The organism is Rhizobium phaseoli (genome assembly GCF_003985125.1).
GTDB classification, from domain to species: Bacteria; Pseudomonadota; Alphaproteobacteria; order Rhizobiales; family Rhizobiaceae; genus Rhizobium; species Rhizobium phaseoli.
Window position 1 is genome coordinate 19,852 of sequence record NZ_ML133588.1, and the last position, 19,117, is coordinate 38,968.

The following is a 19,117-nucleotide window of genomic DNA, read 5'->3' on the forward strand; positions in this document are numbered from 1 at the left end:
GAGGGCAAGTCAGGGACAGCAACCAGCGCAAGCGATTGTCAACACTTGCTCAACGCTTCATCCTCAAAAACGAGGCTTCTGTGAACAATCCAATCCGCCATATAGAGATCAAGTACGGCAGCCGAGAGGATATCAGGCGCATGAACCGGCGAAACTTGCTCGGGCTTGCCACGGGCGGCATGGTTGCCGCCAGCGCCGGTGCGCCTATCGCTTCAGAGGCAGGAGAATTATCCATGACGACAGAAACATCCTATGCGCTGACGCGGCCTGCCTATATCGACCAGTCGCACCTCGTCGTTAAGGACCTCGGTCTCGTCTCCGGCTTCTATCAGTCGATGCTCGGTCTGAAGGTCATCGAAAAGTCCGCAAGCGGCGAAGTGCTCGGGGTCGGCGGCCTGCCGTTGCTGACGCTGACGACCGCCGGGAATGCAGCCATCGCGCCGCGCAACGCCGCCGGGCTTTTCCATACCGCCTTCCTGATGCCCGACCGTACAGAACTGGCGCGCTGGCTGCGCCATGCGGCGCATAACAACGTCGTGCTCGATGGGGCCTCCGACCATCTGGTCAGCGAGGCGATCTACCTTTCCGATCCCGAAGGCAACGGCATCGAAATCTATGCCGACCGGCCGCACCAGCAATGGAAGTTCCATCAGGACGGCATGATCGAGATGGCGACGCTGCGCCTCGACCTGCAGGCGCTTTATGAGAGCGCGCCGGATGAGCGCTGGAACGGCATGGCCGCGGGGACGGCGATCGGCCACCTGCACCTGCAGGTCGGCGATATCCCGCAGGCCGACGCCTTCTACCGCGATGTGCTCGGCCTCAAGCTGATGGCGAGCCGTCCGGGCGCCAGCTTCTTTGCGACCGGCGGCTATCATCACCACCTCGCCGCCAATATCTGGAACAGCCGGGGCGCGGCCCCGCGCGCCGGCAATATGACCGGGCTGTCGGATTACAGAATCCGTTTCAACGACAAGGCGACACTTGATGCGGCGGTCTCCAGGCTCGAGACGCTGGAGATCAACAGCGAGAAGCGCGACGGCGGCGTCTTCCTCAGGGATCCCTGGGGCATCGGCCTGACATTGTCGGCCTGACGCTGGCGGCCTGAACCAGATCTATTGAACCTTTTCGGTTCCGGATGGCGTCGTTACCCCGGTCGGTCCGCCACCGTTTCCGCTCGGCGTCGGCGCGCGGTCGGTCGCTTCGGGCGGCCGTGACGGGCCCGAGGCCGGGTCGTCGTTGAAGGTGCCGGGACCGGACGGCTGCGCATTGATCGGATCCGGCTTCGTCGAGGCGGTTGCCGTCGGATCGTTGTTGCCGGGATCGGGCCAGATCGCCACACTTACGCCGGCAATGATGAGGACCGCTGCGCCCGCTACGAGCACGGTCCAACCCCACCAGCGCCTGCTGTCGTCGGCTTTGAGGCTCGCCTCGTCCGCATAAGGGGGATTGGTCGAATAGGTCTCGGTGACCTTCGTCTGATCGGGATCTGCAGTCATAGGCTATCTCCTTCCGAGGTCGAACGCCGGCGACTGCGAGGTTGTTCCGGCGGCCGGATCAAATCCACGCTGTCGTCGATGCCGGCAGAGGCCTCCTGCTAATCGTCCCTGGCACGCCGAGGGCACATCTTGCGACGTCGCATGACCCCATGCGGAACCGGAACCGCATCAGCGCGTTTTTGTGGGGAAGCAATGGGGCTTCGGGGACCTCACCGCATGGGCATCGCCAACGGCATCCGCAAACAGGCAAAGAAGATCGCCGTCGGCGAACGCCGCACCAGCACCTGGGCAAAGACATTGCAGGAGGCGGCGGAGGAGCTGCCACCGCCAGCGCCGGTACGCCGTCTGGAAAAGGACGGGCTCGACATCAGCATGGCCTGGGCAATCATCGGCATCTTCGCCATCCTCGGACTGGCGGCCGTTTATATGATGTCGCTGATCCTCATCCCCATCACGCTCGCAGTGGTCGTCGGCATGATCCTCGGGATCGCCGCCGAAAATCTCAGTAAAATGGGGGTGCCGCGGCTCGCCAATGCCTTCCTGCTATCAAGCGGGGTCGCTCTTGTCATCGCGCTGCTGGCCAACTCGCTTGCGGGTCCGCTGGCGACACTCGCCAATGAAGCCCCGGCTTTCGTCGAGCGGACGATCACCCGCATCATGCCTTATCTCGAGCGCATCGAATGGCTGCACATCACGCCGGCGACATTCGAAAGCGGACCGATGTCGATCGGCGCGCTGCTCGAAAACACCGGCAGCGTCCTGCATGTGGTGACCACAAGCTTGACCCCGGCGCTGGTGCAGGGACTGATCTTCTTCGCCGCGCTGCTGCTCTTTCTCGCCAGCCGGGTCAATCTGCGCAAGACGATCATCATGACCTTTCGCACCCGCACGCAGCGGCTGGCAGCGATCCGCGTCATCAACGGCGTCGAACAGGTGCTCGGCTTCTATTTCGCAACCGCCTCGCTGATCTATATCGGGCTTGGCGTCGTCATGACCGTCATCGCCTATGCCGGCGGCTTGTCGGCGCCGGTGCTATGGGGCTTTTTCGCCTTCCTGTCGAGCTTCATTCCCTATCTCGGCATCACGCTGATGACGCTGTCCGTCGCCATCGCCGGCATCATCACGCATGACGGTTTCGTCGTCGGCCTGATGCCGGCGGCCGCCTTCTTCACGGTGCATCTCGTCATGGAAAACATCATCTTCCCGGCAGTGATGGGGCGACGGCTGGAAATCAACCCTTTCATCGTCTTCCTCGCCATCCTGTTCTGGACCTGGATGTGGGGCGCGGTCGGGGCGATGCTGGCATTGCCGCTGTCGCTGATCGTCATGACTGTTATCGAGGAATTGCTGATCGAAGAAAGACCGCAGCCGCAACTGCCGAAGTGAAAAAGTGGGGAGACACCAGTGGCATCCGATCTCGATCTTGCCGAAGCCGATCATGACCAGATGGTCAGCGGCCGTTCGCTTTGGGAGGAAACCGGCATACGGCCCGCATGGCAGCCGATCGGTGAGAGCTTATCCACCGATGTCGCGGTGATCGGCGGCGGCATCACCGGCGCGCTGGTCGCGGAGCACCTTGCGGCGCGCGGCTTCTCCGTTGCCATCATCGACCGGGAGCAGCCGGGGTTCGGCAGTACCGTCGCCAGTACCGCAATGCTGCAATGGGAGATCGACAGCACGCTCAGCGAGCTGGAGGCCTGGTATGGCTTCGAGCGCGCCGCCGGCATCTATCGCCGCAGTGCTGCTGCCGTCGCAGGCCTTGCCAAGCTCATCGCCGCAAACGCGATCGCCTGCGGCTTCCGGCCGCGCAATACGCTCTATCTCGCCGCCAACCAGGAAGGCGCCCGCGACCTGCTGGAAGAGCGCCAGTTGCGCCGCCGGGCCGGCCTTCCCGGCGTCTATCTCGAACATCCCGACCTCTTCACCCAGTTCGAGCTCGACCGGGACGGGGCGATCTATTCGCCGGGCTCGGCGGAGGCCGATCCTCTGCTCTTGACCTGGGCGCTGATCGCAATGGCTGTTCGGCGCGGCGCGCGGCTGGTCAAGGCTTCGGTGACGGCGCTGCACAGCGAAGGCGACCACGTCACGGCGGAAACGGATGAAGGTCACGTCATCGAAGCGCGGCATGTGGTGCTGGCGACCGGCTATTCGATGCCGGCCCTCGATATGCCGAAGCTGCATCGTACAAGCTCGAGCTGGGCGGTCGCAACAGTGCCGCAGGACCCCGCAACGTTCTGGCGCGAGAGGGCGTTGATCTGGGAGGACAGCCATCCCTATCTCTACATGCGCACGACCGCCGACAACCGCATCGTCGCCGGCGGCGAGGATGACGGCACGACCGACCCCGCGGCCCGCGATCTCAAGCTGCCGGCCAAGACCCGGACAATCCAGGAAAAAATGAAGCGGCTCTGGCCGAGAGCCGATACCCGCATCGCTCATGCCTGGGGAGGAACCTTCGGCGAAACGGCCGACGGCCTGCCGCTGATCGGCCCGGTGCCCGGCGTGCCGCATGTGCTTGCCGCCTATGGCTACGGCGGCAACGGCATTACCTTTTCCTATCTCGCCGCCCAGATGATCGGCGCGATGATTGCCGGCATGCATCGCGACTGGTTCGAGGATTTTGCGCTTGATCGGGATGGGCCTGGGTTGCGGCGGTTTGGAGAGGATCGGGTGGGGAGCGGGAGTGAACTGCGATAGAAGATTGGCTGTTGTGCCACGGCACACCCTCAATAGCAGAACTACTCCGTCGTCTTGTCGTCGCCCGTATCTTCGACATCATCGAGACGAACGAATTCCGTACCCTTCGCCTTCAGATCGACCAGCGCCTTCGCCACCCCCTCGCCCGCCGCATGGGTCGGCTGGTTGATGTGGGAGATGACGACATCGCCATCCCTGGCCGAGGTAATGCGCTTTTCGGTGATTGCCGCGCCGAGCAGCGAGCCGCCGTCGCCGTTCACCGAATAGCCGGCGATGCGGTAGCCCATCGCGCGGATTTCGCCGATCGCGGAAAGATCGTATTTGGCGGTCGAGCCACGGAACCAGTGCGGAGCGGGAATGCCGGATGCGAGCATCGCCGCAGCGCCGCCTTCGACTTCCTGTCGCACCGCCTGCGGCGAGCCGGCGGACGCGATGCCATAGACCAGCGTCGGCGTATCGACAGCCGGAATGTGGTTCTCGCCGTGATTTTCGAGTTCGAAGAGATCGGGGTTTTGCAGAAAGACGGCGAGTGCGGCGGGATTGCGCTTCAGCCAGCGGGCGGTGACGAAAATCGTCGCCGGGATGCGCTCGCGCACCAGCGTCGACAGGATACGCTCGTCCGCCTGCCCCATGCAGGCATCGAAGGTGAGCGCAATGCGGGCATGGCCGGCAAGGTTGGAACGGGCGATGTGCAGATGTGGCTCGACGAGCTTTACCGCCGGGCTTTTCATGAGCGGGCCGGCGGCCGGCAGCGGCGTTTCGGCCGCGCACAGCGTGGACAGGCCGGCCAGAAGAAACGCCGAAGCAAGCAAGATGCGGTTCATGAAAGGACTTCTACGATTTAGATCGGCCGAGTTTAGCGACTGCGTTCATCCACCGCCATGTGGCCGGTCAGCGCACCCAGCGGGACAGGCGATCAATCGTAGAGATAATATTTGTCCCACTTCTCGCGCGGGACCTTGTCGCCGATCTGGTAGTCGAGTTCGCGCACGTTGATATGCTGCGGGCCGGTGATGCAATTGTAGGAGAGATGGTACCAGTCGCCCTTGCTGCGGAAGACCGCGCCCGGCGCCTGCAGCGAATTGTCGCCGGCGATCGGGTCCTTGAAGGTATAGGCGATCACCTTGTCGGGCTTGAAGCCGGTGCTGTCCTGGTTGATGCGGCTCATCGCCTCGGTGTCGCAGCTCTGCTCCAGGCGGGTCGAGGGATCGAGTTTTTCCAGCTGCTTCTTGATGGCGGGATCGACGGCATAGGCGGGGGCAGCAAGGCCGACGAGGGATACAAACAGGAGCAGATGTCTCGGCATTGAAGAAAATCCCTTGCTGTTGTCCAGTCTTCACCCTGCCACAGGCAGCTTGCCGGGGGCTTGGCACGTGTAAATTTCGATCGTGCGAGAGCGGACATTCTTAAATATTGTGGTGACATCAAGGCAGGCCGAACCGAGCCGGTCCCTTGCCTGTGGAAGGCCACCTGCCTCCTTGGCGCTTGATCCGGCGACGGCGCGCCTCTATCTCTTGCCCACCCGACATTCCCACCGGAGCCAATTCCTTGTCCGTCTTCAAGAACCTGCCGACACCGCCCGCCGCCCCGAAGAAGCCCGTCTCCGATACGCGCCACGGCATTACCCGCACGGACGATTATGCCTGGCTGCGGGCCGACAACTGGCAGGCGATGTTCAAGGACCCCTCGATCCTCGACCCCGAGATCCGCCGGCATCTCGAAGCCGAAAACACCTATATGAACGCGGCGATGGAAGACACCAAGCCGCTGCAGAAGGTGCTGTTTTCCGAAATGCGCGGCCGCATCAAGGAAGACGACAGCTCGGTGCCGGTGAAGGACGGCGCCTATGCCTACGGCACCTCCTATGTGACCGGCGGCGAGCAGCCGCGCTATTTCCGCATCACCCGCGACGGCGACGTCGCCGACGAGACGATCCGCACGGTGCTGCTCGACGGCGACAAGGAAGCGTCCGGCAAGGCCTATTTCCGCCTCGCCGGCCTCGACCATACGAGCAACCACAGCCGCGGCATCTGGGGCTATGACGACAAGGGCTCGGAGTTCTTCACGCTGAAAGTCCGCGACCTCTCGACCGGCCAGGATCTCGACGACGTGATCGAGAATACCGGCGGCGGCGGCGTCTGGGCGCCCGATGGCAAGAGCTTCTTCTATTCGGCGCTCGACGAGAACCACCGACCCTCGAAGGTGTTCCACCATATTGTCGGCCGGCCGCAATCGGAAGACCGGCTGGTCTATGAGGAAGCCGATGCCGGCTTCTTCATGGGCGTCGGCGGATCGCTGCTCGATGATTTCATCTATATCGACATCCACGATCACGAGACCAGCGAATACCGGCTGCTGTCGACCAAGGATCTGACCGCCGAGCCGAAACTGGTGGCGGCGCGCGAGGAAGGCATCGAATATTCGCTGACCGAGGGCGGCGACATCTTCTACATCCTGACGAATGACGGCGGCGCCAAGGATTTCAAAATCATGGAAGCGCCGGTTGATAAGCCCGGCAAGGAGAACTGGCGCGAGGTCGTGCCGCATAAGCCCGGCACGCTCATCATCAGCCACATGGCCTATGCCCGCCATCTCCTGTGGCTCGAGCGCAAGGACGGTCTGCCGCAGATCATGATCCGCGATCGGGCGACCGGCGAGGAGCATGCAATCGCCTTTGCCGAGGAAGCCTATTCGCTGGGGCTTTCGGGCGCGGCGGAATACGACACGGATGTCATCCGCTTCTCCTATTCCTCGATGACGACGCCGTCGCAGCTCTACGACTACAACATGGTGACGCGCGAGCGCACGCTGCTGAAGACCCAGGAAGTGCCGTCCGGCCACAATCCCGACGACTACGTCACCCGCCGTGTCTTCGCCCCGGCCTGGGACGGCGAGAAAGTGCCGGTCACGCTACTCTATCGCAAGGACACGCCGCTCGACGGCACCGCCCCCTGCCTGCTCTATGGCTACGGCGCCTACGGCATTACTATTCCGGCCGGTTTCAACACCAATTGCCTGTCGCTCGCCGACCGCGGCTTCGTCTATGCCGTCGCCCACATCCGCGGCGGCAAGGACAAGGGCTTTGCCTGGTACGAAGACGGCAAGATGGACAAGAAGACGAACACCTTCAAGGATTTCGTCGCCGCGGCCGATTATCTGAATCAACAGAAGTTCACCTCTTACGCGAAGATCATCGCCGAGGGCGGCTCGGCCGGCGGCATGCTGATGGGCGCCGTCGCCAACATGGCACCGGAGAAATTTGCCGGCATCATCGCCGCCGTTCCCTTCGTCGACGTGCTCAACACCATGCTCGACGACACGCTGCCGCTCACCCCGCCGGAATGGCCGGAATGGGGCAACCCGATCGACAGCCGCGAAGAATACGAGCAGATCGCCGCCTATTCGCCCTACGACAATGTCGACGCCAAGGCCTATCCGCCGATCCTGGCGCTTGGTGGCCTGACCGACCCGCGCGTCACCTATTGGGAGCCCGCCAAATGGGTCGCCAAACTGCGCGACAAGACGACCGGCAGCGCTCCGATCCTGCTCAAGACCAACATGGACGCCGGCCATGGCGGAGCGTCCGGGCGCTTCCAGCGGCTGGAGGAGATCGCGTTCGAGTATGCGTTTGCGATCAAGGTGGCAGGGAAGATGTGAGGGTGTGATAGACGGGGCCGGCACGGCACAACGATCAAGTGAGAAAAAAATGCCCGTCTACATCGCCCTCCTCCGCGCCGTGAACGTCGGCGGGACCGGCTCCTTGCCGATGGCTGAGCTCAAGGCAATCTGCGAAGGCCTCGGCTTCACCGATGTGAAAACCTACATCCAGAGCGGTAATGTGCTTTTCCGCTCAGACGAGTCAGAAAAGGCGGTCGAGGAAAAGCTCGATGCCGCGCTCGGACAAAAGATGGGCAAGCGGCCGGGGGTGACGGTGCGCAGCCGCAAGGAACTCGAGGCTATTGCCGCGAACGCGCCCTTTCCCGATGCCAAGCCGAATTTCTTGCTCGTCTATTTCCTGCCCGAAAAGCCGCCCGCCGATGCGCTGGAGAAAATGACCGCACCCGATGCCGAGCAAGCGAAGCTCGCCACCCGTGAAATCTATGTGCACTATCCCAATGGTTCCGGCCGCTCGAAGCTGAAGCTGCCGGCACTGAAGCCGGGGACCTCGCGCAATCTCAACACCGTGCGCAGGCTTGCAGAAATGGCCGCGGCGATGGAAGCCTGAGAACAAGGATTAAGACCGGCTGCCCGCGCAGAATCTGATTCAGGCGAGACGGTCCAAGTCCTTGTTTTCATGCATGTCGTGGTCAGCCGCCGGCAACATCCTTCGTCCGTTTCGCCCTATAGCCGCTGATCTCCTCGCCGGCGGTCGGCGAGAAGCGCAGGTTCCAGATCGTCGCGGTAATCGAGATGAGGGTGACGACGACGAAGGCGGTCGAGAAATCGCCGAGCGTCGGCGTTTCGACGTCGTTGAAAGCCATAGAGCCGTGCAGCGCCAAAGCGCCGATGCAGATGCCGAGCGACAGCATCAGCTGCTGGAACGTGGTGTAGAAGCTCGTGGCCGAGCTCATCCGCTCCCTGTCGATCTCGTCATAGGCAATGGTGTTATAGGCCGTGAACTGGAACGACAGGAAGAAGGCGCTGAGTATCAGCACGATGAAGATGAACGGCATCGGCCAGTCCGGCCGGAAGGCGGCGCAGAGGCCGTAACCAACCGTCCCGAGAATGCCGTTGAGGACGAGGCTCCGGCGGAAACCCAGCCGGCTGAAGACGAACTTCGCCATCGGCTTCATGGCGAGGGCGCCAAGTGCCGTGGCGATGACGATCTGGCCGGCGGCGGCGGCCGACAGGCCGAAGCCGATCTGGAAGAGCAGCGGCAGCAGGAAGGGCTGGGCTCCTTGCGTGATGCGCGTCAGCGAACCGGCGATCACCGACGTGCCGAAGCTCGGCACCTTCATCAGCGAGAAATCCATGATCGGCGACGGATGCCGGCGGGCATGCCTCAAATAGGCGATGCCGAAGATGAGGCCGATGGCGATCAGGAAGATCGAAAAGGCACCCTCGCCTGCATGGCTCGACATTTCGAAGCCGAAGAGCAGCGAGCCGAGCGAGATGCCGGAGAGCACGAAGCCGATCGTATCGAAGCGGCCGCTCGCCTTGCCCTTGACCTCGTCGATATAGATCGAGACGAAGATCATACCGATGATGCCGATCGGCACGTTGATGTAGAAGATCCAGCGCCAGTCGAGATAGGTGACGATGAAGCCGCCGAGCGGCGGGCCGACGATCGGGCCGATCAGCGCCGGCACCAGCAGCCAGGACATGGCGCTGACCATATCCTTGCGGGCGACGCTGCGCATCAGCACCAGGCGCCCGACCGGCATCATCATCGCCCCGCCCATGCCCTGCAGCAGTCGCGCCAGCACCAGGAAAGACAGGGTCGGCGCCAGCGCACAGAGGATGGAGCCGATGACGAAGACGGCGATCGCGGCGCGAAAGACGGTGCGGGAGCCGAAACTGTCGGCCATGCGGCCGCTCGCCGGAATGAAGATCGCCAGGCTGAGGAGATAGGAGGTGAGCGCGATCGACATGGCCGGCGCGCTGACGGCAAAATCGCGCGCCATGGTCGGCAGCGCCGTCGCCAGCACGGTCGCATCGATATTTTCCATCAGCATCGCACTCGCGACAATCATCGCGATCACCCGGAAATTGGGCGCGGCGCGCCGAACCATCGGCGCCTGGTAAATCTGATCCGACATCGTCCGGGATCACTCGCGGTGGCGCGGCGGAGCACACGAGGCTGCAAGGCCGCGGGGGATGACATGGCGCAAGGCCAAGGGGAGACGATTTGGTATACGCCCGCGATCATGGCGGCGCTATGTCCTTTATGGCAAAGCAGCGCTGACGAGAGGGAAAAGCAGATCACGATTGCTTGCATCGGCCTCATGCTTCGTGAAGAGCTTGCGCCGCAGGCTGCTCGGCCCTACCTATCAATCATGACCTCCGCTCTTGAGAAAAACCGGCCCAGCGCGGGCTTTGCCTTCGACAACAGCTATGCCGGCCTGCCGCAGCGCTTCTTCGCGGCGCAGATGCCGACTGAAGTGGCGGAGCCCTGGCTGATCAAGCTCAACGAACCGTTGGCCGCCGAACTCGGGCTCGATGTCGAGGCGCTGCGGCGCGACGGCGCGGCGATCTTTTCCGGCAATCTCGTTCCCGAAGGGGCGCAGCCGCTGGCGATGGCCTATGCCGGCCATCAGTTCGGCGGCTTCTCGCCGCAGCTCGGCGACGGGCGGGCAATCCTGCTCGGCGAGGTGATCGACCGCAGCGGCAGGCGCTTCGATATCCAGCTGAAGGGCTCTGGGCCGACGCCGTTTTCCCGCCGCGGCGACGGGCGGGCGGCAATCGGGCCGGTCCTGCGCGAATATATCATCAGCGAGGCGATGTTTGCGCTCGGCATTCCGGCGACGCGGGCGCTGGCGGCGGTGACGACGGGCGAGCCGGTCTATCGCGAAGAGGTGCTGCCGGGCGCCGTCTTCACCCGGGTGGCGGCCAGCCACATCCGGGTCGGCACCTTCCAGTATTTTGCGGCGCGGGGCGACACCGACGGTGTGCGGGCGCTCGCCGATTATGTCATCGACCGGCACTATCCGGCGCTCAAGGAAGCCGACAATCCCTATCTCGCACTGTTCGAGGCGGTCTGCGAACGCCAGGCAGCGCTGATCGCCCGCTGGCTGCATGTCGGCTTCATTCATGGCGTGATGAACACCGACAATATGACCGTCTCCGGTGAGACGATCGATTTCGGCCCCTGCGCCTTCATGGATGCCTATGATCCGGCAACCGTCTTCTCCTCGATCGACCAGCACGGCCGCTATGCCTATGCCAACCAGCCCGGCATCGGCCAATGGAACCTTGCAAGGCTCGGCGAAACGCTGCTGCCGCTGATCGACGATGAATCGGACGCCGCCGTCGACAAGGCAAATGCCGTGATCCGCGCCTACGGCGAACGGTTCCAGACGCATTGGCTGGCCGGGATGCGTGAGAAGATCGGCCTTGCCAGCGAAGAGGACGGCGATCTTGAACTGGTGCAGGCATTGCTGTCGCTGATGCAGGCGCAAAGTGCCGATTTCACCCTGACTTTCCGCCGGCTGTCGGATCTTGCCGGCGACGAGGCGGCGGAGCCCGCCTTCGCCGCAAGTTTCCGCGAGGCGGAGGCCAGCCGCACCTGGCTCTCGCAATGGCGCGAGCGGCTGTCACGCGATCCACAGACCGCCGGCGCGCGCGCCGCCGCCATGCGCAGCGTCAACCCGGCCTTCATCCCGCGCAATCACCGGGTCGAACAGGCGATCGAGGCGGCGGTCGAAAACGGCGATTTCTCGCTCTTCGAGGCGCTGCTGACGGTGCTCGCCAGGCCCTATGACGACCAGCCGGATTTTGCTCCCTATCGCGAGCCGCCGAAACCGCACGAGCGGGTGCTCGCGACCTTCTGCGGGACGTGAGCGCCGTTAGATCCCCATCCAATCGAGCCGGCGGCCGGCATTACTACAACCGCACCGTGATTTCACCCTGCGGCAAATGCGGCCGTTGAAAGGCATCTCTCTCGCGCTATCTGGCTGACCGGCGGGGTTTTTCCGCCCTTCCCTCACCCGGCGAACCTCAGCGGGAGACAGCCTTATGGCGATCGTCATCACCTCCATCCTCTTCATTATCATCGGGCTGGCGCTCGGTGGCGGCGGGCTCTGGCTCGTCACGCTCGGCGGCAGCGTCTTCTACCTGTTTGCCGGGCTGATGTTCCTGATTACCGCCGGACTGCTGCTGATGCGCAGGGCGGTGGCGCTCTGGGCCTATGCTGTGCTCGTCGTTGCGGCGCTTGCCTGGGCGATCTGGGAGGTCGGCTTCGACTGGTGGCAGCTCGGACCGCGCGGCGGCATGATCATCCTGCTCGGGCTCTGGCTGCTGACGCCCTGGATCCGCCGGCCGCTCGGCTTCCGCAGCCCGACCGGCATCACCTACAGCGCCAATCCCTGGCCGCTCGCAGTGCCGGTCATTCTCGCCATCCTCGTCGCCCTCTATTCGATGACGACGGATCCGCACGACCTCGCCGGCGAGCTGCCGAAGGATCAGGTCGCCGCCACCCCCGCTTTCGGCGGCAGCGTGCCGGATGGAGAATGGCACCAGTACGGCCGCACGCCCTTCGGCCAGCGTTATTCGCCGCTCGACCAGATCACCACGGAGAATGTCGCCAACCTGAAGGAGGCGTGGCGGTACCAGACCGGCGACGTCAAACGGCCGGAGGATATCAGCGAGACCACCTATCAGGTGACGCCGCTCAAGGTGAAGGACACGCTCTATCTCTGCACGCCGCACAATTGGGCGATCGCGCTCGACGCCAAGACCGGCAAGGAGAAATGGAAATACGACGCCAATTCCGGCATGAACCCGAACCGGCAGCATCAGACCTGCCGCGGCGTCACCTATTATGCCGACCCCGATGTCGCCGCTGGCCAGCCCTGCGCCGAACGCGTCTATCTGCCGACGTCGGACGCCCGGCTGATCGCGCTCGACGCAGCGGACGGCAAGCTGTGCACCAGCTTTGCCGATCAGGGCGTGCTGCATCTGGAAACCGGCATGCGCTTCAACCCGGCCGGCTATTATTATTCGACCTCGCCGCCCGTCGCGGTGGCCGGCAAGATCATCGTCGGCGGCGCGGTGAACGACAATTATTCGACCGAGGAACAATCCGGCGTCATCCGCGCCTTCGACATCAAGACCGGAGCGCTGATCTGGAACTGGGATTCCGGCAATCCCGACGTGACGACGCCGCTTGCCGAGGGGCAGACCTATACGACCAATTCGCCGAACAGCTGGTCGGTCTTCAGCGTCGACGAGGCGCTCGGCATGGTCTACATCCCGCTCGGCAACCAGGTGCCCGACCAGCTCGGCATCAACCGCAGCGACAATGTCGAGAAGTTTTCCTCCTCGATCGTCGCCCTCGACATCGCCACCGGCCAGCTGCGCTGGGTGCGCCAGACCGTGCATCACGACCTCTGGGACATGGACGTGCCGGCCCAGCCAGCGCTGATCGACCTGACGAAGCCGGACGGCACCGTCGTTCCGGCGCTGGTCGGCCCGACCAAGCAGGGCGATCTCTATGTGCTCGACCGGCGCAGCGGCGAGCCGATCATCCCGGTCAAGGAAATCGCAGCCCCCGGCGGCGCCGTCTCGGGCGATCATACCGCGCCGACGCAGCCGATTTCCGATCTCACCTTCTCGCCCGAGCCGCTGAAGGAAAAGGACATGTGGGGCGTGTCGCTGTTCGACCAGCTCGCCTGCCGCATCGAGTTCCACCGCTACCGCTATGAGGGCCGTTATACGCCGCCCTCGCTCGAAGGTACGATCGTCTATCCCGGCAATTTCGGCACCTTCAACTGGGGCAGCGTCGCGGTGGATCCGGAACGGCAGATCATGTTCGGCATGCCGACCTATCTCGCCTTCACCTCGCGCCTGGTGCCGGCCGCCGATATTCCGCCGCGCGGTCAGGACGAGAAGGGCAGCGAACAGGGGCTCAACCGCAATGACGGCGCGCCCTACGGCGTCTTCATGGGTCCCTTCCTCGGGCCGCTGCAGATCCCCTGCCAGGCGCCGCCATGGGGCTATGTCGCCGGCGTCGACCTGCGCACCGGCAAGATCGCCTATATGCACAAGAACGGCACCGTGCACGACATGACGCCGCTGCCCCTGCCCTTCAAGGTCGGCGTGCCCGGCATCGGCGGACCGATGCTGACCAAAGGCGGGGTCGCCTTCCTCGGAGCCGCAGTCGACAACTATCTCAGGGCCTATGATGTGACCAGCGGCCGGGAGCTCTGGCGCGCCCGGCTTCCGGCCGGCGGCCAGGCGACGCCAATGACCTATACGACCGACGACAACAAACAATATGTCGTCATGGTCGCCGGCGGCCACGGCTCGGTCGGCACCAAGCCGGGCGATTATGTGATTGCTTATACGCTGCCGTGATGGGGAGGCACGCTACCCGGGGGTTTTCATATTATTTCCGGGGAGGTGCTTGTGAACGCCAACGAGTGCTTGCGGCCATGGGTCCTCGGGTCAAGCCCAGGGTCAAGCCCGAGGACGACGGAGGTGGAGGGACCCCGATCGGCAGGAGGCGGGACCGCCTGGAGCAATTCCTGATTCCGTATGCAACCGGCTAGCCCTCTCCCGAGCGCACCGGCAAGCCGTCGCTCACGCCCTTCGCATTTCAATCAACTCACACCATCTCCACAATCATTCGCCCCACCTCGGCAAAGACCGGATTGAGCTCCTTCACCGGCGCGGTGGCTTCGGCGATGTAGACGGCGGCGACGATCGGGCCGCGGTTGGGGGGCCAGATGACGGCGATGTCGCCGAGCGAGCCGTTCTGGCCGGTGCCGGTCTTGTCGCCGATCTTCCAATCGGCCGGCAGGCCGGCCCTCAGCCGCTCTTTGCCAGTTGTGCTTGCCACCAGCCAGGCGATCAGCTTGTCCGACGAGGCTTCGGTAAGCACCGAGCCGAGCGTCAGGTTGCCGAGCGTATCCAACATCGCATCCGGTGTCGTCGTATCGCGCGGATCGCCCTTTATGCCCTCGTTCAGCGTCGGCTCGGTGCGGTCGAGACGCGTTGTGCCGTCGCCGATCGAGCGCAGCCAGTCGGTCAGCCCGGCCGGCCCGCCGAAGCTTTCGAGCAGCAGGTTGCCGGCGGTATTGTCGCTTAGCGTCACGGCCGCATCGCAGAGTTCGGCGATCGTCATGCCGTCGGCGCCGGCGTGTTTTTCGCTGATCGGCGAATAGTCGACAAGCTTTTCCTTGCCGTAGGTCACTCGCCGGTCGAGGCTCTCATCGCCCTTGTCGACGCGGGCCAGCGCAAAGCCGGCGGCCAGCGCCTTGAAGGTGCTGCACATCGGAAAGGCCTCGCTGCCGCGATAGCCGAAGGTGATGCTGGTCTGGGTGTCGAGCACCGAGACGCCGAGGCGGCCGCCGGTGCGTTTTTCCAGTTCGGCCAAGCGGCGCTCGACATTGTCGTCGCCCTCCTCGCTCTTCTCCTCGGCCCTTGCGGGAAACGTGAGCGCAGGCAGGCACAAAGCCGAGCCGATCAGCATGCGGCGGGTAAGACTGAGATCCATGAAATTCCTCCGACGGTGAGGAGGACAGAGCTAAGGGGCGATTGCGGCGGCATCTCGTCCCCGCGGCGACGAAGTCGTCCGCGCGGCGACATCCTCGTCCGCGCGGCAACATCCTCGTCCGCCGCGGCAAGCAAAATTGTCCGCTGCGGTGATGTCGCCTCCGCGCCGCAATCACGCGGCGCGCGTCACCTCGACCGTCACATGCGACAATTCCGAAAGCGCCGACAGCCTGTCCTTGTAGAAGGCCGGATCGCGCTGCTCGGAGGTGAGGACGGCGACGATCGCCGCATGATGGCCGGGTCCGACCTGCCAGACATGCAGATCGGTGATCCGATCTTCCTCCGTCTCGATTGCCTCGCGGATTTCGGCCGGCAGCGTCTCACCTTGGGGCACGACGTCGAGAAGCACGCCGCCCGAGGATTTCATCAGGCTCCAGGACCAGTTGGCGATCACCAGGCCGCCGACGATGCCCATGATCGGATCGAGCCAGAGCCAGCCATAAAGGCTGCCGAGCGTCAGCGCCGCGATGGCGAGAACGGAAGTCATGGCATCGGCGACGACATGCAGATAGGCGGCGCGGATATTGTTGTCGCCGGACTTTGCATGATGATCGTGGGCATGATGACCATGCTCATGGATGTGATCGCCAGGATCGTGATGATGATGCGCGTGTCCGTGTGCGTGATGGCCGCCGCCGGCCAGCAGCCAGGCGCTGGCGAGATTGACGGCAAGGCCGATCACCGCGACCGCGATCGCCTGGGCAAAACCGATCGGCACCGGATTTGCAAGGCGCAGCCAGCTTTCCCAGGCCATCAGCAGGGCGATCAGCGCGAGGATGATGGCGCTGGCGAAGCCGGCGAGATCGCCGAGCTTGCCGGTGCCGAAGGTGAAACGCGGATTGCGTGCCTGCCGGCGGGCGAAGAGGTAGGCGAGCGCCGAAATCAAAAGCGCACTGGCGTGGGTCGACATGTGCCAGCCATCGGCCACCAGCGCCATGGAGCCGTAGGCGGTCCCGGCGACAATTTCCGCCACCATCATCACCGCCGTCAGCGCGATCACCAGCCAGATGCGCCGCTCATTCACCGCATGATCGGCGCCGAGGAAGATATGATCATGTTCGAGGGCATTCATCTCGGCCCTTCCCGTCCCGGCATTCATTCCAGGTTCCTTCTCTACTCAGCGAATATAGGTTCTCAGCACTTCGGATATTTCCTCTACCGCTTCCGCCCTCGCCGCATCGTCGACGGCATTCAGCACATGCTCGCGCAGATGATCGTCCAGCACCTCGCCGGTCAGCCCGGTCAAGGCGCCGCGGATCGATGCGAGCAGTTGCAAGATCTCGCCGCAGGGGCGCTCGGCCTCGAGCGCCCGCTCGACCGCCTCCATCTGCCCCTTCAGGCGGCTGATGCGGGCGATGAGCTTCTTCTTCTGCAGTGTGGTATGGGACATGATGAGCCCTCTATAACATAGGGGGGTATCCTATCAGGCGCGCCGGCTGACATCAACCGCCGTGTCACGTTTTGAGCGCCCCGCTCCAACGCCATTGACAAATGCCGCGTTTGCAGCGATTGATGCGCCATGATCAAAAACGCGCACCAGAGCCGCTCGTATTTTTGGCTGTACCTGTAAAGGGCGGCCGACAGATCATATTGTCAACAAGCCGCCGTCAGGCGGCTTTGTTGTATCGGCAGCGTCCTGACGGCAGACTATCAAAGGACGCGAAGACCATGACCGAAATCGAAGACAGCGAAATTTCACTGATGCGGCCATCGGTGGTGACGATCCGCACCGCCAAGCCGCGCGACCTGCCCGAACTCAACGAGATGATCGCCCTGCTCGCCGCCCATCACGGCGACGCAGCCGGGTCGACGCCGGAGCAGCTGGAGCGCGACCTGTTCGGCCCCCTGCCCTGGATCACAGCACTCGTCGCCGAAACCGGCGAAGGGCTGATCGGCTACGCCATCCTCGTGCCGCTCTACAGGGCGCAGGAGGGAAAACGCGGCATGGACCTGCACCATCTTTTCGTCCGCGACGGCCATCGTGGCCACGGCACCGGCCAGCTGCTGGTCGACCGGGCCCGCGAGACGGCGCGCAATGCCGGCTGCGGCTACCTCTCGGTCAGCGCCGCAACCGGCAACGTGCTGGCGCACCGCTTTTATGAACAGCTGGATTTCACGCCGCGGCCGGTCACCGGCATGCGCTACATGCAGTCGATCGCTTGAGCATCGTGTCCTAGCGTCCCGGCACGGCCTTGAGATAGGCGGCGATCGCTTCACGGTCGACCGCCGGCAGGCGAGCGATATTCTGCTGGACATCGACCATCGAGCCGCCGACGCTATCGAAATCCGGGGTGAAACCGGTTTCGAGGTAATTGGCGATATCGGCCTCGCTCCAGCTGCCGATGCTCTTGGAGGATGGGGTGATATCCGGGATGCGGCCCTTGCCTTCCGGATTGGGGGCGCCGGCGAGCCACTGACCGGCCTGGAAGCCACCAAGCGCATCGCGCGGCGTGTGGCATTCGCCGCAATGGCCGGGGCCTTCGACGAGATATTGCCCGCGCTTGATCTTGTCGTCGCTGCTGGCAAGCGCGACGCGCGGCTGATCGTTGAAATAAAGGAATTTCCAGCCGCCGAGCGCCAGCCGGATATTGTAGGGGAACGGCAGCTCATGCGGGGGCGCGACATTGGCGCTCTTCGGCAGCGTTTTCAGGAAGGCGAAGAGATCGTTGACGTCCTTGTCGCTCATCCTGCTATAGGATCCATAGGGAAAGGACGGGTAGAGATGTTCGCCGCCGGGGCCGACGCCGCGCTTTATGGCGTTGCCGAACTGGGCGAGCGTCCAGCCGCCGATGCCGGCCTTTTCATCGGGCGAGATGTTCGGCACGTGGAAGGTGCCGAAAGGGCTCTTCAGCGCCAGACCGCCCGAAAGCGTCAGCCGGGCATCGCCTTCGGAACCGGGGGCCGAATGGCAGCTGACGCAGCCGCCCGCCCAGAACACCATCTGACCATTTGCCGGATCCGGCGCGCCGAGCCCGGCCCAATGGCTCTCCGGCAGCGGATCTGGCGCGGTGACGAGATAGAAAGCGCCGCCGCCGAGGACCGCGACGCCGATCAGACAGAGCAGTAACCGGATGAACCTGCGGACCATGTGCCGCCTCCCCTCTTGCCGACAACCCGCGCCGGTCGATCCCACATAAGGCGATCCGCGCCGCCGGCAAGGCGGGCACGGATCGCCCTTGCTGGAATTGATGTGGACGGCCTATCAGTCCTTTTTGATACGATAGGCCTTGTGACAGCCGCCGCAATTGGCGCCGAGGGTGTTCAGCGTGGCACCGACGGCGGCGGGATCGGCCGGAAGCTGCGCCAGCGCGGTCTCGGCATCGGCGGAGAGCTTTGCGGCGCGCGCCTTGAAGTCGTCCATGTTTTCCCAGACCTTCGGGCTGACCTCGGGGTCGTTCATATCGCTGCCCGGCTTGAACTGATCGGGGAAAACCTTGGCCGTTGCTGCGATCGTCGTCAGCGCCGTCTTTACCGTCTCGGCATCATAGGGCTTCTCGCCCTTGGCGATGGCGGCCATGGCGCCTGCCGAACCGCCGATCTTCTTCATCAGCGCAATGCGCGAATCATGGGTTCCGTCGGCGGCGGTCACGGAACCGAAGGCTATTCCTGCCATCGCTGCGGCGGCAGCTACTGCTTTCCAATTCATTTGTTCCTCTCCAATTTTCTGAAGGCCAAGGCGGCCGATGGCCAATCTGCACCGGGAGCAT

At 63.9% G+C, this 19,117-nt stretch carries 17 protein-coding genes; 8 read left to right on the forward strand and 9 right to left on the reverse strand.

Going from position 1 to position 19,117, the window contains the following annotated elements; translation table 11 throughout:
- The first annotated feature begins 140 nt into the window (after nucleotides 1–140).
- Nucleotides 141–1,094: a VOC family protein gene (locus tag EFD56_RS27105; protein WP_184333215.1), complete on the forward strand. Its 954-nt coding sequence runs from the start codon at nucleotides 141–143 to the stop codon at nucleotides 1,092–1,094.
- Between the two features lie 21 nt (nucleotides 1,095–1,115).
- On the opposite strand, the gene EFD56_RS27110 is transcribed toward EFD56_RS27105, so the two are convergent.
- Nucleotides 1,116–1,499 (reverse strand): hypothetical protein, encoded by a 384-nt coding sequence (locus EFD56_RS27110; RefSeq protein ID WP_126906748.1) that lies wholly within the window; start codon nucleotides 1,497–1,499, stop codon nucleotides 1,116–1,118.
- 216 nt (nucleotides 1,500–1,715) lie between these two features.
- On the opposite strand from EFD56_RS27110, the gene EFD56_RS27115 reads away from it, so the two are divergent.
- Nucleotides 1,716–2,885, forward strand: coding sequence for an AI-2E family transporter (locus EFD56_RS27115; RefSeq protein ID WP_004674990.1), 1,170 nt, complete (start codon nucleotides 1,716–1,718; stop codon nucleotides 2,883–2,885).
- A gap of 18 nt (nucleotides 2,886–2,903) precedes the next feature.
- Nucleotides 2,904–4,196, forward strand: a complete 1,293-nt coding sequence (locus EFD56_RS27120) for an NAD(P)/FAD-dependent oxidoreductase (protein WP_126906749.1) — start codon at nucleotides 2,904–2,906, stop codon at nucleotides 4,194–4,196.
- A 41-nt stretch (nucleotides 4,197–4,237) separates the two neighbouring features.
- Here EFD56_RS27120 and EFD56_RS27125 read toward each other — a convergent pair whose 3' ends face one another.
- Together EFD56_RS27125 and EFD56_RS27130 are read right to left on the reverse strand one after the other, a co-directional pair.
- Nucleotides 4,238–5,020 (reverse strand): polysaccharide deacetylase family protein, encoded by a 783-nt coding sequence (locus EFD56_RS27125; RefSeq protein WP_126906750.1) that lies wholly within the window; start codon nucleotides 5,018–5,020, stop codon nucleotides 4,238–4,240.
- A gap of 92 nt (nucleotides 5,021–5,112) precedes the next feature.
- The gene (locus EFD56_RS27130) at nucleotides 5,113–5,502 is read right to left on the reverse strand and encodes a DUF930 domain-containing protein (RefSeq protein ID WP_126906751.1); all 390 of its coding nucleotides are present in this window, start codon (nucleotides 5,500–5,502) and stop codon (nucleotides 5,113–5,115) included.
- Between the two features lie 242 nt (nucleotides 5,503–5,744).
- Between EFD56_RS27130 and EFD56_RS27135 the strand changes: the two genes are divergently transcribed.
- Together EFD56_RS27135 and EFD56_RS27140 are read left to right on the forward strand one after the other, a co-directional pair.
- Nucleotides 5,745–7,853 (forward strand): S9 family peptidase, encoded by a 2,109-nt coding sequence (locus EFD56_RS27135; protein ID WP_126906752.1) that lies wholly within the window; start codon nucleotides 5,745–5,747, stop codon nucleotides 7,851–7,853.
- Between the two features lie 49 nt (nucleotides 7,854–7,902).
- Nucleotides 7,903–8,421 carry a DUF1697 domain-containing protein gene (locus tag EFD56_RS27140; protein WP_126906753.1) on the forward strand — a complete coding sequence of 173 codons (519 nt, stop codon included), beginning with the start codon at nucleotides 7,903–7,905 and terminating at the stop codon, nucleotides 8,419–8,421.
- An 82-nt stretch (nucleotides 8,422–8,503) separates the two neighbouring features.
- Here the strand turns inward: EFD56_RS27140 and EFD56_RS27145 are convergent, their stop codons facing one another.
- On the reverse strand, nucleotides 8,504–9,955 hold the full coding sequence (locus EFD56_RS27145) for an MFS transporter (RefSeq protein WP_184333213.1): 1,452 nt from the start codon (nucleotides 9,953–9,955) through the stop codon (nucleotides 8,504–8,506).
- 237 nt (nucleotides 9,956–10,192) lie between these two features.
- Between EFD56_RS27145 and EFD56_RS27150 the strand changes: the two genes are divergently transcribed.
- Together EFD56_RS27150 and EFD56_RS27155 are read left to right on the forward strand one after the other, a co-directional pair.
- Nucleotides 10,193–11,695, forward strand: coding sequence for a protein adenylyltransferase SelO (locus EFD56_RS27150; protein ID WP_097541424.1), 1,503 nt, complete (start codon nucleotides 10,193–10,195; stop codon nucleotides 11,693–11,695).
- A gap of 175 nt (nucleotides 11,696–11,870) precedes the next feature.
- A complete protein-coding gene (locus tag EFD56_RS27155; protein WP_097541403.1) occupies nucleotides 11,871–14,210 on the forward strand; it encodes a glucose/quinate/shikimate family membrane-bound PQQ-dependent dehydrogenase in 2,340 nt (779 codons plus the stop codon).
- Nucleotides 14,211–14,460: 250 nt separating this feature from the next.
- On the opposite strand, the gene bla is transcribed toward EFD56_RS27155, so the two are convergent.
- The 3 genes from bla to dmeR all read right to left on the reverse strand — a co-directional run bounded on the left by bla (nucleotide 14,461) and on the right by dmeR (nucleotide 16,800).
- Complete coding sequence (gene bla / locus EFD56_RS27160) at nucleotides 14,461–15,351, reverse strand: class A beta-lactamase (RefSeq protein ID WP_097541404.1); 891 nt, start codon at nucleotides 15,349–15,351, stop codon at nucleotides 14,461–14,463.
- Nucleotides 15,352–15,522: 171 nt separating this feature from the next.
- The gene (gene dmeF, locus EFD56_RS27165; protein ID WP_097541405.1) at nucleotides 15,523–16,509 is read right to left on the reverse strand and encodes a CDF family Co(II)/Ni(II) efflux transporter DmeF; all 987 of its coding nucleotides are present in this window, start codon (nucleotides 16,507–16,509) and stop codon (nucleotides 15,523–15,525) included.
- Between the two features lie 18 nt (nucleotides 16,510–16,527).
- A complete protein-coding gene (gene dmeR / locus EFD56_RS27170) occupies nucleotides 16,528–16,800 on the reverse strand; it encodes a Ni(II)/Co(II)-sensing transcriptional repressor DmeR (protein ID WP_004680403.1) in 273 nt (90 codons plus the stop codon).
- A 278-nt stretch (nucleotides 16,801–17,078) separates the two neighbouring features.
- On the opposite strand from dmeR, the gene EFD56_RS27175 reads away from it, so the two are divergent.
- Nucleotides 17,079–17,573: a GNAT family N-acetyltransferase gene (locus EFD56_RS27175; protein ID WP_037137583.1), complete on the forward strand. Its 495-nt coding sequence runs from the start codon at nucleotides 17,079–17,081 to the stop codon at nucleotides 17,571–17,573.
- Between the two features lie 10 nt (nucleotides 17,574–17,583).
- Here EFD56_RS27175 and EFD56_RS27180 read toward each other — a convergent pair whose 3' ends face one another.
- Nucleotides 17,584–18,498 carry a cytochrome c gene (locus EFD56_RS27180; RefSeq protein WP_004680401.1) on the reverse strand — a complete coding sequence of 305 codons (915 nt, stop codon included), beginning with the start codon at nucleotides 18,496–18,498 and terminating at the stop codon, nucleotides 17,584–17,586.
- A gap of 114 nt (nucleotides 18,499–18,612) precedes the next feature.
- Entirely contained in the window at nucleotides 18,613–19,056 is a 444-nt protein-coding gene (locus EFD56_RS27185) for a c-type cytochrome (protein WP_064830751.1), read from the reverse strand.
- Between the last annotated feature and the right edge of the window lie 61 nt (nucleotides 19,057–19,117).